The organism is Aeromicrobium sp. CFBP 8757 (assembly GCF_014841755.1).
Taxonomy (GTDB): Bacteria; Actinomycetota; Actinomycetes; order Propionibacteriales; family Nocardioidaceae; genus Aeromicrobium.
The window spans coordinates 31,328-47,437 of the sequence record NZ_JACYUM010000012.1 but is presented as its reverse complement, the minus strand read 5'-3'; the positions used below and the strand labels follow the sequence as shown (position 1 = coordinate 47,437).

Below are 16,110 nucleotides of genomic sequence, written 5' to 3'. Positions count from 1 at the left end.
CGTCCGGTCGGCGGAGTGAAGTCCGCCGACCGGACGCAGGGGGATGCCCGGCGGGCTCGACTCAGAAGTCGAAGTCGCCGATGTTGTCCTTCGTGAACTCGAACGGGTCACCCAGCAGGACGGTGCTGTCGGCGCCGACCGTGTAGTCACCGAGCTTGCCGGCGGTGAACGTGTCACCCTCCTTGCCGGTGATGTCGCCGTCGACCAGCGCCTTGGCGGCGAAGGCGGCCAGGTAGCCGAGGTCCTCGGGGTTCCACAGCGCGAACGCGTCGACGGTCCCGTTCTCGACGTACTCACGCATCTGGTTGGGCGTGCCGAGGCCCGTGACCTTGACCTTGCCCTTGAAGTCCGAGTCGGACACGTAGCGCGCCGCGGCGGCGATGCCGACCGTGGTGGGCGAGACGATGCCCTTGAGGTTCGGGTACTTCTGCAGCAGCGCCGACGTCTTGTCGAACGACGTCTGGTCGTCGTCGTCGCCGTAGACCGTGTCGACGACCTTGATGTTCGGGTGGCTCGCCGCGATCTCCTTCTTCATGAGGTCGATCCACTCGTTCTGGTTCGTCGCGTTGGCCGCGGCCGACAGGATCGCGATGTCACCCGCGTCGCCGATCTGCTCGGCGATCATCTTGACCTGCACCTTGGCGATGCCCTCGGCGCTGGCCTGGTTGATGAACAGGTCGCGGTACTCGGGGTCGGTGTCGGAGTCGAACGTGACGACCTTGGTGCCGGCGTCGCGCGCCTCGTTGAGGGCGTCACCGATGGCCTTGGGGTCGTTCGCGGACACGACGAGCGCGCCGATGCCCTGCTGGGCGGCGGTGTTGATGAAGGGCACCTGTCCGTCCGGGGTCGCCTCCTGCGGGCCGACCTCGGAGAACTTTCCGCCGAACTCCTCGACGGCGGCCTTGCCACCCTTGTCGCTGGTGTCGAAGTACGGGTTGCCGAGGTTCTTGGGCAGGAAGGTGACGGACACGTCACCCTTGCCGCCGCTCGAGCCGCCTCCGTCGCTGTCCGAACCGCCACCGCAGGCCGACAGGACGAGCGCAGCGCTGACGGCGAGGGCCGCGAGGGCGGTCGCCTTCTTGTTGCTGAACTTCATGAGTTGTTCCCTTCGTGGTGTGCTGACGCCTGCCGCTGCCGACGTTCAGGAGAGCCGTCGCTGGCCCTTCTCTTCATCCCAGCCGTCGTCCGAGCTACGAAGGTCAGGAAGCTGGTGGACATCACCGAGGCGATCAGGAGGATGCCGATGATGATGTTGATGACGTTCGCCGAGACGTCGTCCAGGCGCAGCGCGCTCTGGAGGACACCGATCAGCAGGACGCCTGCGAGGACGCCGTGCAGTGCGCCACGGCCTCCGAAGATCGACACCCCGCCGAGCAGCACGGCCGCGATGACCTGCAGCTCCATGCCCGTGGCGTTGTCGCCGCGGGAGCTGCCGAACCGGAGGGTGAAGTAGATGCCGGCGAACGCCGAGACCGCACCGGCCATGACGAACAGCCAGAACTTGGTGCGGGCGACGTTGACGCCCGAGAAGTGCGCCGCCTCGTCGTTCAGGCCGATGTCGAAGACACCGCGGCCGAACGGCGTGAAGTGCAGCAGCAGGACGAACAGGATGACGAGCACCAGGATCGGGATGACGATCACGGGGTAGCTGCTGTCGCCGATGCGGTCCTTGGCCAGGTCGGTCCACTTCTCGGGGAAGTCGGTGATCGCGGTGGTGCCGAGCAGCCCGACGGCGAGTCCGCGGTAGAGCGCGAGCGTGCCGATCGTCACCGCCAGCGAGGGCAGGCCGACGTACGCGATGAGGAAGCCGTTGAAGGCCCCGCACAGGACGCCCACGAGGATCGCGACCAGCGCTGCCATCGGGATCGACATGCCGCCCTGGTGCAGGTCGCCGACCAGGACGCTGCTGAGTCCGACCACGCTGGCGACCGACAGGTCGATCTCGCCGGTGATGATGACCAGCGTCATGGGCAGCGCGATGAGCAGGATCGGCGCGACGTCGAGCAGCAGGTAGTAGATCGTCAGCGGACCGTCGAAGTTCGGGATCTCGCTGCGCGAGTAGAAGAACACGATCAGCAGCAGGGCGATGACGGCGAACTCGCGCGTCAGCAGCACGCGCTGCCACAGGGCCTTGGCGTAGGACGGGTAGGTCCGGTCCGCCTGGGCGCGGGGGGTGTCGGTGGTGGTCATGAGTCGTCCCTCGCCTCGATGAGCTTGCGTGATCGTCGGATCGCGAGCACCCGGTCCAGGACGATCGCGGCGATGATGAGCGCGCCGACGACGGCTCGCTGCCAGAAGTCCTGCACCCCGAGGATCGGGAGCGCGCGGTTGATGGTGATGAGGAGCCAGGCGCCGATCGCGGCGCCCCAGACGGTGCCGCTGCCACCGAAGATCGCGACGCCGCCGATGACGGCCGCTCCCACGGCCTGCAGCTCGATGCCCGTGCCGGCGCTCGAGCTGATCGTGCCGTAGCGGGCCGCGTAGACGACGCCGGCCAGGCCCGCCAGGGCACCGCACAGCACGAAGGCCCCGATGACCCGCTTGCGCACGTTCAGTCCGTAGAGGTGGGCGGCGTCCGGGTCGGACCCGATCGCGTACAGCTCGCGCCCACCCCTCGCGGTGCGCAGGTAGTAGCCGACCGCCACCAGGACCACGACGGCGATGATCGTCAGGACCGGGATCGTCAGGATCGTCTTGGTGCCGAGCGCCAGGAAGCCGCTGGGCATGTCGGAGGCGTTGATGCGGTCGCTGCCGGCCCACTCGAGCACGATGCCGCGGTAGATGTACATCGTGCCGAGCGTGATGACCAGGGCGGGCACCTTGCCGAGCGCGACGAGCAGCCCGTTGACCAGACCCAGCAGGGCGCCGGCGGCGATGCCGATCAGGAACACCACGACGACCGGGATGCCCGGGTTGTCGACGAACAGCCGCCCGGTCAGGTAGGCCGTGAGGGCCAGGGTCGAGCCGACCGACAGGTCGACGCTGCGGGTGATGATCACGACGGCCTGGCCGACCGCGAGCAGCAGCAGGATCGACGGCGCCAGGAGCAGGTCGCGCCAGCTGTCGCTGCTGAACAGGAAGCTGCTGCGCTGGCTCGTGGCGGCCAGGACGACGACGACCAGCACCAGGGCGATCGCCGACTCGCGCGAGGTCAGGATCGTCGAGACCGCGCGCTGCGCCGCGCTGCGGCGGCTCGGCTCGACGAGGGTCGTGGTGCTCATGAAGCGGCTCCGATGGTGTTCGTGGCGGCGGTCATGACGCTCTCGGGCGTCGCGTCCGCACGGTCGATGTCGGCGGTGATGCGGCCCTCGCAGACGACGAGGACGCGGTCGGCCATGCCCAGGACCTCGGGCAGCTCCGACGAGATCATCAGGATCGCCATGCCCTGGCCCGCGAGCTCGGAGATCAGGCGGTGGACCTCGGACTTCGTGCCGACGTCGATGCCGCGGGTCGGCTCGTCGATGATCAGCAGCGAGGGGTTGGTCGCGAGCCACTTGGCGATGACGACCTTCTGCTGGTTGCCGCCGCTCATCGTCGTGGCGTGCATGTCGAGGGCGTTGGTCTTGACCTCGAGGCGTCCCGACCATGGGCCGGCCGCCCTGTTCTCGGCCGACCGGGTGATCAGGCCGAGCCTCGACAGCTTGGTCCTGATGACCGCGGCGACGTTGTGCGCCACCGAGGCCTCCGTGACGAGCCCCTGCTGGCGTCGGTCCTCGGGGACGAAGCCCATGCCGGCCCGGATCGCGGCGCGCGGGCTCTTGGGCCGGACGGCGGTGCCGTTCAGTGTCACGGTGCCCGCGTCGTAGCCGTCGACCCCGAAGACCGCGCGGGCGATCTCGCTGCGGCCGGCTCCGACGAGGCCCGCGAGGGCCACGATCTCGCCGGAGCGCACCTCGAAGCTCACGTCGTGGAAGACGCCGGCGGACTCCAGGCCCGCGACCTGCAGGACCGGCTCGCCGATCGTCGCGGGCGTCTTGGGGAACAGCTCGGCGACCTCGCGACCCACCATCTTGGAGACGATCGCGGCCGGCGTGGTCTCGGCGATCGCGTCGGTCGAGACGTACTCGCCGTCCCGCATGACCGTGACCGTGTCGCAGAGGTCGAAGACCTCCTCGAAGCGGTGCGAGATGAACACCAGGGCGCGACCCTCGTCGCGCAGGCTGCGCGCGACCGCGAACAGCCGGTCGACCTCGACGCCGCTCAGGGCCGCCGTCGGCTCGTCCATGATCAGGACGCTGGCGTCCAGCGAGATGGCCTTGGCGATCTCGATGATCTGCTGGTCGGCGATCGACAGGCCCTCGGCGAGGCGGCGGGGGTCGAGGTTGACCCCGAGACGCGAGAACAGCGCCGTGGCCTCCTCGTGCATCGCCTTGCGGTCGATGCGGCGTCCGGCGCCGATGGGCTGGCGTCCCATGAACAGGTTCTCGGTGACCGACAGGTCGGGGAAGAGGGTCGGCTCCTGGTAGATCACGGCGATGCCCGCGTCCTTGGAGGCCGCGGTCGACGAGAAGTCGACGCTCTCGCCGTGCAGGAGGAAGTCACCGCCGTCGCGCTGGTACAGGCCGGCGACGATCTTGACGAGCGTCGACTTGCCGGCGCCGTTCTCCCCCACGAGGGCGTGGATCGAGCCCGAGCAGACCGTCAGGCTCCCCGACCTCAGGGCCATCACCGGCCCGAACGACTTGCGCACCTGCACGAGCTGCAGGGCGACGGCACCGTTCGCGTTCATACGTTCTCCGAGTCTCGATTTGAATCGTTTTAATACGACCCGGGAGACTGTATGACGAGGGTCACAGATTCGTCAACCCTCGATGTTGGATCGTGTTAATCTGCTCGTCATGCCAGTGGCCCAGGTGCGCGACGTCGCGGCGCGAGCCGGTGTCTCGCCCGCCACCGTGTCCAATGCGCTGAACCATCCGACCAAGGTGTCCCCCGCGACGCTGGCCCGCATCCAGGCCGCCATCGACGAGCTGGGCTACATCCGCAACGACGCGGCGCGCCAGCTGCGGGCCGGCACCAACCGGGCCATCGGCATGATCGTGCTCGACATCGCGAACCCCTTCTTCACCGACGTCGCCAGCGGCGTCGAGGACGTCCTGCTGGGCCAGCAGCGTCCGCTCATCATGGGCAACTCCTCGCAGGAGGAGCACCGCGAGGCGAACTACCTCGACCTGTTCGAGCAGCAGCGCATGGACGGGGTGCTCATCACGCCGACCGGCGACGTGCTCGACCGCCTGCGTCGCCTGCGCGACCGGGGCACGAGCGTCGTGCTGGTCGATCGCATGACGCGCGCCACCGAGTTCTCGTCGGTCTCGATCGACGACGCGACGGGGGGCCGGATCGCCACCGAGCACCTCCTCGAGACCGGACGACGGCGCATCGCCTTCATCGGCGGGCCCGCCGGCCTCGCCCAGGTCGCCAACCGCCTGTCCGCGGCCCGCGCGGCGGCCGAGGAGCACGGCAGCGGCGAGATCATCTACACCGAGACCGATGCCATGAATGCCGAGGCCGGCCGGACCGGCGTCGACCGACTGCTCGACCTGCCGCCCTCGCAACGCCCCGACGCGGTCTTCGCGGCCAACGACCTCGTGGCCCTCGGGGTGCTGCAGGCCCTCACGCTGCGCGGCGTCCGCGTCCCCGACGACATCGCGATCGTCGGCTACGACGACATCGACTTCGCCTCGTCGGCGGCGATCCCCCTCACGTCCGTGCGCCAGCCCGCCCACCAGATGGGCTCGACCGCCGCGACGATGCTGGTCGACGTCATCGCCGATCCAGCGGCGTCGACGGTCCGCCACATCACCTTGATGCCCGAGCTCGTCGTCCGCCGCTCGTCCCAGTCGTCCTGAGCGACACGGCCGGTTCCGGCCACATCGGGCGCCCCGCCTTCCGTTGATTGAATCGTTTCACTATTCTCTCGGGGTCACGTCCATGTGACCTGTGCCATACCGCGAGAGGGCCCCGATGACCCGTCCACGTACCCCCGCCACCCGTCGACTCCTGGCGATCGTCACGGCCAGCGCGCTCGCGCTCGTCGTGCTCGCCTCGCCCGGCACCGCCGCGTCGGCCCCGTCGGCCCCGTCGGCCCCGACCAGCCTGTCGGTCAACGGCATCGCCGCTCCCGTGGACGTCGAGGGCACGCCGCAGCTCGGGTGGCACGTGAACGCAGGCCGCCAGACCGCGTACGAGATCGAGGTCTCGAGCACCCGGGGCCGCTCCGCCGACCACGACGGCGACGTGTGGAAGTCCGGCACGGTCACCTCAAGCACGCAGACCGGCATCGCCTACGACGGACCACCGCTGGCACCGTCGGGCCGGTACTTCTGGAGCGTGCGGACGTGGGACGCGAAGGGGACGGCCTCCGACTGGTCCTCCGTCGCCACCTTCGGCACCGGCCCCGGCAGCGACTGGACCGACTCCTCGCCGATCTGGGCGCCCACGGCGTTCACGAACTGGACCGACTACACGGTCGACACCGACTTCACGGTCGTCCAGAACGCCGCGTCGCTGACGTTCCGCACGACGTCGGCGAGCTCGTTCTACCTCTGGCAGGTCCGCGCCGACACCAACTCGCTGCGCACCCACACGGGCACGACGCTGATCGACGACACCCCGCTGGCCGACAAGGGCCTGACGATCAAGGCCGGCGAGACCCACCACCTCCGGGTCGAGGTGCGGGGAACGACGATCAGGACGTGGATCGACGACGTCCTGGTGCGCACCGCGCCCAACCACACGAGCTTCCCCTCCGGCGGCTTCGGCTTCCGCACCGGCAGCACCGAGCAGGCCACCTTCGACAACCTGGTCGTCAAGGACGGCGACGGCGAGACCCTCTACGCCAACGACTTCTCGGCGCCCGCCCCCGAGCTGCCGACCCTGGCCGTGACGGACGGCAGGCTCGTCGTCGGCGCCAGCAAGAACGACTTCGTGCCCGGCTCGTGGTCGAACTACACGATCCGCACGAAGGTGCAGGTCTCCGACGTCGCGACCGGCATCAGCTTCCGCGCCTCCGACGGCTCCAACTCCTACATGTGGCAGCTGCGCGCCGCCGACAATCAGCTCAAGCCGCACCGTCAGGTCAACGGCACCTACGCAGCGCTGAAGACCGTCACGCTGCCCGCGGGCACGCTCGCCGTGGGCAAGACCGTGTCGGTCCGCATCGAGGCCGTCGGCACCACGATCAAGACCTGGATCGACGACGTCCTCGTCGACACCACGACCGACACGACGTTCCGCCGCGGCGCCGTCGGCTTCCGCAACGGCCTCACCGAGGCCGGTACCTTCTCCGACTACACCGTCACCGACGCCAACCCGCTCGGCGGCACGCTGCTCGAGCCGACGTTCACCGCTGCCGACCGCACGTTCGCGTGCGGCACCGTGGGCGGCGGCACGATCACGGTCGGCAAGGGCGAGGTCTGCCTGCTCAACGGCCTGACCGCGAACTGGGCCTTCCTGCGCAGCGACATCGCGCTGAAGGACGAGGACATCGCATGGGCGACGCTGTACGCCACCGGTTCGAACCCCAAGACCGCCAAGCAGTACGTCTACAAGGCCTACGTCAACGGCACGTTCGTGGGCCTCGGACCGACCCAGCCGGTCGCCTCCGAGGCACGCTACGACGGCTTCGACGTCACCGACCGGCTCGAGCGGGGCACGACCAACACGCTCGGCGCGCTGGCCTACACGACCAACGACCAGAAGTTCCAGGCCCAGCTCGTGGTGCAGTACGCCGACGGCACGCGTGACACGTTCGGCACCGGCAAGGACTGGACGGCCCGCACCGGCGACGACGTCTACCCGGCCGCCGGGTCGATCGGCACGAGCTACTTCGTGGCCCCCAAGGAGAACCTCGACGCGCGCGCGTACCCGACGGGCTACGACCGCCCCGGCTTCGACGACTCCTCGTGGAAGCCGGCGGTCGTCAAGTCGTCGATCGGCACGCTCGTGGCGACCCCGACCGACAAGGTCGAGCAGCAGCTGCACGACCCGGTCAGGATCGTCGACAAGGGCAACGGCACCTACTTCGTCGACTTCGGGCGCACCTGGATCGGCGGCGTCCGCTACCGCGTCGACTCCGGGAAGGCCGGCTCGAAGGTCGACCTGCGCTTCGGCGAGGTCCCGTCGGGCACCGACACCGTCAAGTACCAGCTCAACACCGGCAACACCTACCAGGACGTCGTCACGCTGCGGGACGGCCGGCAGACGCTCGACACGTGGGGCATGCGGGTCTTCCGGTACGTCGAGATCGTCGGCGCCCCCGAGCCCGTGACGGCCGAGAACCTGCAGGCCCTCGCGCTGGTCTACCCGTTCGACCGCGAGGCGTCGACGTTCTCGGCGTCGAACGACAACCTCGAGCAGGTCTACCAGCTGTCCAAGAACAGCATCGAGTCACTGAACGTCAACTTCTACACCGACTCGTGGACCCGCGAGCGCACCAACTACGAGGCCGACGCCTACCTCCAGCAGCTCTCGACGCTGTACGTCATGGACGACCTCTCGCTCGGCCGCTACTCGATGAACTACTTCAAGGGCAACCGCACGTGGCCGACCGAGTGGCCGATCTACGTCGTCCTGGCCGTCCACGACGCCTGGCGGCAGACCGGAGACACGGGACAGCTCGCCGACTACTACGAGAACCTGCAGGCCAAGCTGCCGACCAAGTGGCTCGAGGCGTCCACCGGGCTGATCCGCAAGACGACGGGCGTGAGCTGCAGCAGCCAGACCGACTGCGACATCGTCGACTGGCCCACCAGCGAGCGTGACGGCTTCCAGTTCCGCCAGTACAACACCGTCGTCAACGCGATCTCCTACCGCGCCTACCGCGACATGGCGGCCATCGCGGCCGCGATCGGCAAGGACTCCGACGCCGCCGAGTACACCGCGATCGCCGACCGCCTGCGCACCGCGATCAACGTCAAGCTCTACGACGCCGAGGGCGGACGCTACGACGACGGCATGGACGCGTCGCAGACCCGGTCGGGGCACTACTCCGTCCACGCGAGCGCCTTCGCGCTGGCCTTCGGTGTGCCCGAGGAGAAGGACTCGGCCGACGTCGCGTCGTTCATCAAGAGCCGCGGGATGGCCTGCAGCGTCTACTGCGCGGCGTTCCTCGTCAAGGCGCTGTACGACGGCGGGGACGGCCAGACCGCCCTCGACCTGATGACTGCGACCGGCACCCGCAGCTGGATGAACATGATCGAGCTGGGTGCCGGCTCGACCGCCGAGGCCTGGGACCCCAGCCTCAAGAGCAACCTGACGTACTCCCACCCGTGGGCGGCGTCGCCGGCGTTCAACGTGCCGTCGGGGCTGTTCGGCATCCAGCCGCTCACCCCGGGGTACGAGACCTTCCGCGTCCTGCCCCAGCCGGGCGACCTCGCGAAGGCGTCGATCACGGTGCCGACCGTCAAGGGCACGATCGGCACGTCGTTCGACCACGACGCCCAGGGCCGCATGGAGCTCGCGGTGTCGGTGCCGGGCAACACGACGGCCACGGTCCACGTCCCGCTCCCGGAGGGCGCCGACGACACCTTCGTCCCGGCGCACGCCCAGCAGGTCACGTACGAGGGCAGGACGAACCTCCCGGGCGGCACGTTCGCGACGTTCACGGCCCCCGCGGGCAGCTGGACGTTCGGTCCCGGCGAGCAGCCGGCGACTCCCACAGGGACGGTCTCGGGCGAGCTGACCGGCACCTCCACCGCCGACTGGTACGGCGCAGGCACCCGCCTGGTGCTGACAGCGACGGCCCCCGACGGAGCCGTCACCGAGTACCGGACGGACGCCGGGGCGTGGACGACGTACACCGCCCCGGTCGACCTCGCCGACGGCGACGTCGCGGTCGAGTACCGCGTGCGACTCGACGACGACGTGCTCGACTCGGGACGGCTGACGGCGCGGGTCGACGGCACGGCACCGACCGTCACCCACGCGGTCTCGGGACGCACCGTGTCGATCTCCGCGACCGACGCGGGGTCGGGCGTCGCCTCGGTCGAGCAGCGCGTCGACGACGGCGAGTGGGGCCCGTACACGTCACCGGTCGCCGTGGACGATGCGTCGCACACCGTGCGCTACCGCGCCACGGACGTCGCGGGCAACGTGGCGCGCGAGGGCGTCGTGAACCTCGAGGGTCGGGCCCCCGTGGCCACGGCCGGTCCGTCGATCTCGGGCAGCGCCGTCGTGGGTCGGGTGCTGACGGCGTCGGCGCCGTCGTGGGACGTCGACGGCGTCGCGACGACGCTCCGGTGGACGCGCAACGGTGTGCCGATCGACGGCGCCACCGGAGGCACCTACCGCGTCGGCGCGGCCGACGCGGGCACCCGGCTGGAGGTCGTCGCGACCGGCAACGCCGCGGGACGCGCCACCGGATCGGCGACCTCGGGGCCCACTCGCCGCGTCGAGCGGGCCACGAGCCGAGTCAGTCGCTCGCTCAGCCGCACCACCGTGCGGTCCGGCGGACGCACGACGCTCCGCGTGCTGGTGCGGGCGAGCGGCGTCACCCCGTACGGCCGCGTCGACGTCTACTACCGCGGCAAGCGGGTGCGCTCCGGCGTCAAGCTCGTCGACGGGCGGCTGTCGACGAGCTTCAGGCCGCAGGTGCGGGGGCGGCACACCCTCACGATCGCCTACCGCGGGTCGTCGGGCGTGAGGCCCGATCGGGCCTCGGTGAGCCTGCGCGTCAGGTAGCCCGTGCCGTCCGACACCCACCTCACCGTCGACGACCGTCAGCTGCTGCGCCTGCACAGCGAGGGCATGACGAGCGAGGCCATCGCCCGGACGCTGAACCTGTCCGAGCGGACGCTGAGGCGGCGCACACGTCTGTTGTGCGACCGCCTCGGCGTCGGCACGCCGATCGAGGCGGTCGTGTGGGCCGTCCGCCGCGACCTCATCTGACCCGGTCCGTTGCCCCCCACGCGAACGGGGTACTCATGACGTCATGCGCATCTTCTTCACGGGCGGCAGCGGCAAGGCCGGCCGACACGTCGTCTCCCACCTCGCCGAGCAGGGCCACCAGGTCCTCAACGCCGACCTGACCCCGCTGGGCCACGCGGGCGTCTCCGACCTCACGGTCGACCTCACCGACGCGGGCGACGTCTACTCGGCCCTCGCGGGACTGGCGAACCTCGACGAGCTCGAGCTCGACGCCGTGCCGTCGTACGACGCCGTCGTGCACTTCGCCGCGATCCCGCGCATCGGGCTCAAGACCGACGCCGCCACCTACGCCACCAACATCCTCAGCACCTACCACGTGCTCGAGGCCGCGACCCGCCTCGGCATCCCCAAGATCGTGTTCGCGTCGTCCGAGACGACCTACGGCATCTGCTTCGCGCAGGGCGAGCGCAAGCCGCTGTACGTGCCGGTCGACGAGGAGCACCCGACCGTCCCCGAGGACTCGTACGCGATGTCGAAGGTCGCGAGCGAGACGACGGCCCGCTCGTTCCAGGCCCGCACCGGCTCCGACGTCTACGGCCTGCGCATCAACAACGTCATCGAGCCCCACGAGTACGCCGAGCTGTTCCCGCCGTTCCTCGAGGACCCGTCGCAGCGCCGGCGCAACGTGTTCGCGTACATCGACACCCGCGACCTGGGCCAGATGGTCCAGCGCTGCCTCGAGACCGACGGCCTGGGCTACGAGGTCTTCAACGTCGCGAACGCCGACATGTCGGTCGCCGCGACGACGCAGGAGGTCATCGACGAGTTCTACGAGGGCGTCGAGGTGCGCCGCGAGATGGGGCGCGACGAGACGTTCTACGCGATCGACAAGGCGCGCGACCTGCTCGGCTTCGACCCGCAGCACTCGTGGCGCGACGTCCTCGCCGATCCGCGGGGAGCGGAACGGCCGCAGCGGACGTAAAGTCGTCCTACCCCTGCGGCGCGAGGAGGCTCCATGACCATCAGCAATCTGACACGGTCGCAGCACCTCGAGTCCCTGGGGTCGGCCGCGCCCGTCTTCGGCGCGCGCCGGCAGTGGCTGGGCTACGTCGGCGAGACGACCGGCTTCGGCTCGCTCGAGCTGTCCGGCTGCTCGCCGCGACGCGTCACGCTCGTCCGTCCGGGTGACGCCGAGGCGCTGCGTGAGCACCACCGCCTGGTGCGCACCGGCCGTCTCGCGCCGGCGTGGCCTCGCCGGCCGATGGGTCCCGGCCGCGTCCACGTCCTCGACCACGAGGAGCTGTTGCGCACGCGCGCCGACGCCCACGACTCGTGGCTCGTCGCAGCGCAGGCCGTCGCGCGGCTGTGCCGCACCGACGACGAGATGGCCGGTCTCGTGGCCGACCCGCTGCGTCACGTGCTGTGGGCGGGTCGCGAGTGGCTGGGCTCCCCCGGCGTCGTGGGAGCGCTGGCCGCGCTGCGTCAGGCCGCCGACGAGCTCGCGACCGAGCGCGCCGCCCACCGCGCAGCGGTCGAGCGGATGGCGTGCCGTCACGACCTCGACGCGATCCGCCTCGAGATCCGGACGCTCGCGGAGCTGCGCGCGGAGTGGGACGCCGTCACCGCACCCGACGGCCGCCTTCGAGCCTGACGACGACGTCGGCCGCCTCGATCGCGGTGTCGTCGTGCGTGACGCACGCGACCGCTGCCCCCGAGCGTGCGGCGGCGGCGAGCAGCTGCCGGGTGCGATCGCGGCTGGCTGCGTCGAGCCCGGCGGCGGGCTCGTCGAGCAGGAGGATGCGCGCCTCGCGGGCGATCCCCTGCGCCAGGAGCGCCCGCTGGCGCTGACCGCCCGAGAGCGTCGAGAACGGCCGCGCCGCGAGGTCGGCCAGGTCGACCTCGTGCAGCGCCGACTCGACCCGCGACCGTCGCTCCCGGCGTCCCGAGCGGGTCCGCCAGGTGCCCATCGCGACGACGTCGCGCACCGTGACGGGCAGGGAGTCGGGCACCTCCGGCCTCTGCACGACGAGGGCGACGTCGTCGGCGCGCTCGACCGTCCCCCGCTGAGGCGTGCGGACGCCCGCGAGCACCTCGACGAGCGTCGACTTGCCGGCTCCGTTGGGCCCCGCGATGGCGGTCACGGCGCCCCATGACAGGTCGACGTCGACGTCGTGCAGCACGGTGTGGGCGCCGAACGAGACGCGGAGACCGCGTGCGCGCAGGGCCGGTGAGCTCGTCATGCCGATCACCCTAGCCGATTTGATAATGATTCTCACTTCCGTATACGGTCCTCGGCGTGCCCTGGCTGACAGAACCCTTCACCGCCGACTTCGTGCTGCGCGCCCTCGTGGGCGGGGGGCTCGCCGCGGTCATCTGCGGCGTCGTCGGGACGTGGGTCGTGGTCCGCGGCATGGCGTTCCTCGGCGAGGCGATCGGCCACGGCATGCTCCCCGGCGTCGCACTCGCGACCGTCGTCGGAGCACCCGTGATGCTCGGCGGCGCCGTCAGCGCCGTCGCGATGAGCGGCCTGGTCGGCGTGCTGCAGCGCCGCGGACGGCTGTCGTACGACACCAGCATCGGCCTGCTGTTCGTCGCGATGCTCTCGCTGGGCGTCATCATCGTGTCGCACTCCCGCAGCTACGCCACCGACGCGACGGCGATCCTGTTCGGCGACGTCCTCGCGATCGACGAGGACGATCTCGTGGCCCTGCTGGTCGCGGCAGCGGTCGCGGTGGTCGTGACGGCGACGCTGCACCGCTCGTTCGTCGCGGCGGCGTTCGACCGTCGCGTCGCCGCGACCCTCGGGCTGCGGCCCCAGCTGGCCCAGCTCGCCCTCGTGGCGCTGGTGACCCTGGCCGTCGTCTCCTCCTACCAGGCCGTGGGCTCGCTGCTGGTCGTCGGCCTGCTGCTCGCGCCGTCCGTCGCCGCCACGCCGTGGACGACCAGCATCCCCACCCGCATGGTCGTCGCCGTCGGCTTCGGCTGGCTCGCGGTGCTGATCGGGCTCCTGTGCTCGTGGCACGCCGACACCGCGGCGGGAGCGTCGATCGCCGCCGCCGCGATCGCCCTCGCGGCCCTCTCGTCCGTCGCCGCGCAGACCCTCGCCCGCCCAGGAAGGCCCTCATGACACGCCACTCCCCCGTCCACCCGACGCGTCTCGCCGCGGCGGCGATCGCGCTCGCGACGCTCGCCGCGTGCTCGACGTCCTCCGAACCCCGGGAGCCGTCCGACCCTGCCGGTCACGGGGCGGTCGAGGGCGCGGCCGAGGTCGCCGAGCCCCAGCTGCACCTCGTGGCGATCGACGCCGACGGCTCCGCGTCGATGCTCGACCTGCTGACCGACGAGCGCACCGGCCTCGAGCCCGTCCGCCCGGCGGCCACGGTGGCGAGCGACGGGCGCTACGTCTTCTCGGTCGACGACTCCGGGGTCGACGTCGTCGACAGCGGCGTCTGGACGTGGGACCACGCCGATCACTTCCACTACTACCGGGCCGAGCCGCGCGCCGTCGGACGGGTCGACGGCGCGGGCACCGCCGCGGTGTCGACCGGCATGCTGTCGACCGCCGGCGGCACGGGCCTGTTCTTCCCCGCGTCCGGCGAGGCGGTGCTGCTCGACAACGCGGCGCTGGCCCGCGGCCGGGTGGAGGAGACGTTCCGGCTCGAGGTCGGGGCGCACGACGGGCTGGTCGCGCCGCTGGGCGACGGCGCCGTCGTCAGCGAGCCGGACGGCCGACTGCGCGTCGTCGACGCGCAGGGCACGACGATCGGCGGCACCGCGTGCACCGGGGCGTCCGGCACCATCACGACCCGGGTCGGTCTCGTCGTCGGCTGCGAGGACGGTGCCGTGCTCGCGACGCTCGACGGCGACGACCCCGTGCTCGAGCGCATCGCCTACCCGGCCGGCGCCGCCGCACCCGCGACGACGTTCGCCGCCCGCAAGGGACGCCCGACCGTCGCGGGCCTCGGCGACGGGTCGGGCATCTGGCTGCTCGACACCCGCGAGCGGTCGTGGCAGTGGATCGAGACCGCCACGCCGGTCGTCGCGGCCTCGGCCGTGGACGACGCCGACACCCACGTCGTCGCCGTGGGCGACGACGGGACCGTGCAGGTGTACGACGCGACGTCGGGCGGGCAGCTCGCCACGAGCGACCCGGTCCTCGCGTCGACGCTGGTCGATCCGGCCCTCGAGCCCGGGGTGTCGCTGTCGGTCGACGCCCAGCGCGCCTACGTCAACGCCGCCGCCGACGGCGTCGTCCACGAGATCGACTACGCCGACGGGGCACGGGTGGCCCGCTCGCTGAGGACGTCCACGCGTCCGGTGCACGTCGCGGAGACCGGCCGATGAGGCGCGTGGCGGCCGCGATCGCGGCGGCCCTGGCCCTGTCGGCGTGCGCCGCGGTCGGCGGCTCCGACCGTCCGCAGGTCGTGGTCACGACGAACATCCTCGGCGACGTCGTCGAGCAGGTGCTGGGCGACCAGGTCGACGTCACGGTGCTGATGCCGCCGAACTCCGATCCGCACTCGTCCGAGATCTCGGCGCGGCAGGCCGCGGCGATGGGCGACGCCGACCTTGTCGTCTCGAACGGTCTCGGCCTCGAGGAGGGGCTGCAGCAGCACCTCGACCGGGCTGCCGACGCCGGTGCCCCGATGCTCGTGGCGGGTGACGAGGTCGACGTCGTCCCCTACGCGTCCGGCGACGACGAGGGCACTCCCGATCCGCACTTCTGGACCGACCCCGCCGCGATGGTCGACGTCGTCGACGCACTCGAGGAGAAGGCCGCCGGCATCGACGGCATCGACCTCGATCGTCTGGAGCGCGACGCGACCGCCTACCGCACCGAGCTCGCCGAGCTCGACGCCGACATGACGTCCGCCTTCGCCGCGATCCCGCCCGCCCGGCGCGCCCTCGTGACGAACCACCACGTCTTCGGCTACCTCGCCGAACGCTTCGACTTCCGCGTCGTGGGCGCCGTCATCCCCGGCGGGACGACGCTCGCCGCCCCCAGCGCCGCCGACCTGCGCGACCTCGGCGAGGCCATCTCGACCGCCGGCGTGTCGACGATCTTCGCCGAGTCGTCGCAGCCCGACCGGCTCGTGCAGGTGCTGGCCGACGAGGCGCGCATCGACGTCGACGTCGTCGAGCTCTTCACCGAGTCACTGACCGAGAAGGGCGGCGGCGCCGCGACGTACCTGCAGATGATGCGCGCCAACACCGATCGGATCTCCGCCGGACTCACCGGCTGAA

General features: G+C 71.0%; 13 protein-coding genes. 8 read left to right on the top strand and 5 right to left on the bottom strand.

From position 1 onward, the window contains the following. Positions 1-61 precede the first annotated feature (61 nt). The 4 genes from rhaS to IFT73_RS18125 are packed head-to-tail and all read right to left on the bottom strand — an operon-like array spanning position 62 to position 4,729. Positions 62-1,096 (bottom strand): rhamnose ABC transporter substrate-binding protein, encoded by a 1,035-nt coding sequence (rhaS, locus tag IFT73_RS18140; protein WP_192168840.1) that lies wholly within the window; start codon positions 1,094-1,096, stop codon positions 62-64. Then, positions 1,093-2,190 (bottom strand): ABC transporter permease, encoded by a 1,098-nt coding sequence (locus IFT73_RS18135; protein WP_192168839.1) that lies wholly within the window; start codon positions 2,188-2,190, stop codon positions 1,093-1,095. Before IFT73_RS18135 ends, rhaS begins: the two co-directional genes overlap by 4 nt. Then, positions 2,187-3,221: an ABC transporter permease gene (locus IFT73_RS18130; protein ID WP_056605184.1), complete on the bottom strand. Its 1,035-nt coding sequence runs from the start codon at positions 3,219-3,221 to the stop codon at positions 2,187-2,189. The genes IFT73_RS18135 and IFT73_RS18130 overlap by 4 nt, the downstream gene beginning before the upstream one ends. Then, positions 3,218-4,729, bottom strand: coding sequence for a sugar ABC transporter ATP-binding protein (locus IFT73_RS18125; protein ID WP_192168838.1), 1,512 nt, complete (start codon positions 4,727-4,729; stop codon positions 3,218-3,220). Before IFT73_RS18125 ends, IFT73_RS18130 begins: the two co-directional genes overlap by 4 nt. Before the next feature lie 109 nt (positions 4,730-4,838). Here IFT73_RS18125 and IFT73_RS18120 point away from each other — a divergent pair, with 109 nt between their 5' ends. From IFT73_RS18120 to IFT73_RS18100, 5 genes are all read left to right on the top strand, one after another. Further along, a complete protein-coding gene (locus IFT73_RS18120; protein ID WP_192168837.1) occupies positions 4,839-5,849 on the top strand; it encodes a LacI family DNA-binding transcriptional regulator in 1,011 nt (336 codons plus the stop codon). Between the two features lie 115 nt (positions 5,850-5,964). Continuing rightward, positions 5,965-10,680, top strand: coding sequence for a family 78 glycoside hydrolase catalytic domain (locus IFT73_RS18115; protein ID WP_192168836.1), 4,716 nt, complete (start codon positions 5,965-5,967; stop codon positions 10,678-10,680). 3 nt (positions 10,681-10,683) lie between these two features. Then, positions 10,684-10,887 carry a LuxR C-terminal-related transcriptional regulator gene (locus IFT73_RS18110; protein ID WP_192168835.1) on the top strand — a complete coding sequence of 68 codons (204 nt, stop codon included), beginning with the start codon at positions 10,684-10,686 and terminating at the stop codon, positions 10,885-10,887. A gap of 43 nt (positions 10,888-10,930) precedes the next feature. Further along, positions 10,931-11,848, top strand: coding sequence for an NAD(P)-dependent oxidoreductase (locus tag IFT73_RS18105; RefSeq protein WP_192168834.1), 918 nt, complete (start codon positions 10,931-10,933; stop codon positions 11,846-11,848). 33 nt (positions 11,849-11,881) lie between these two features. Next, entirely contained in the window at positions 11,882-12,517 is a 636-nt protein-coding gene (locus tag IFT73_RS18100) for a hypothetical protein (protein ID WP_192168833.1), read from the top strand. Here the strand turns inward: IFT73_RS18100 and aztA are convergent. Then, complete coding sequence (gene aztA / locus IFT73_RS18095) at positions 12,486-13,106, bottom strand: zinc ABC transporter ATP-binding protein AztA (RefSeq protein WP_192168832.1); 621 nt, start codon at positions 13,104-13,106, stop codon at positions 12,486-12,488. The genes IFT73_RS18100 and aztA overlap by 32 nt on opposite strands. 56 nt (positions 13,107-13,162) lie before the next feature. Here aztA and aztB point away from each other — a divergent pair, with 56 nt between their 5' ends. The 3 genes from aztB to aztC are packed head-to-tail and all read left to right on the top strand — an operon-like array spanning position 13,163 to position 16,109. Next, positions 13,163-13,993: a zinc ABC transporter permease AztB gene (gene aztB / locus IFT73_RS18090; RefSeq protein WP_192168831.1), complete on the top strand. Its 831-nt coding sequence runs from the start codon at positions 13,163-13,165 to the stop codon at positions 13,991-13,993. Then, positions 13,990-15,210 (top strand): ABC transporter, encoded by a 1,221-nt coding sequence (locus IFT73_RS18085; RefSeq protein WP_192168830.1) that lies wholly within the window; start codon positions 13,990-13,992, stop codon positions 15,208-15,210. Before aztB ends, IFT73_RS18085 begins: the two co-directional genes overlap by 4 nt. Beyond that, a complete protein-coding gene (aztC, locus tag IFT73_RS18080) occupies positions 15,207-16,109 on the top strand; it encodes a zinc ABC transporter substrate-binding protein AztC (RefSeq protein WP_192168829.1) in 903 nt (300 codons plus the stop codon). The genes IFT73_RS18085 and aztC overlap by 4 nt, the downstream gene beginning before the upstream one ends. Position 16,110 lies beyond the last annotated feature (1 nt).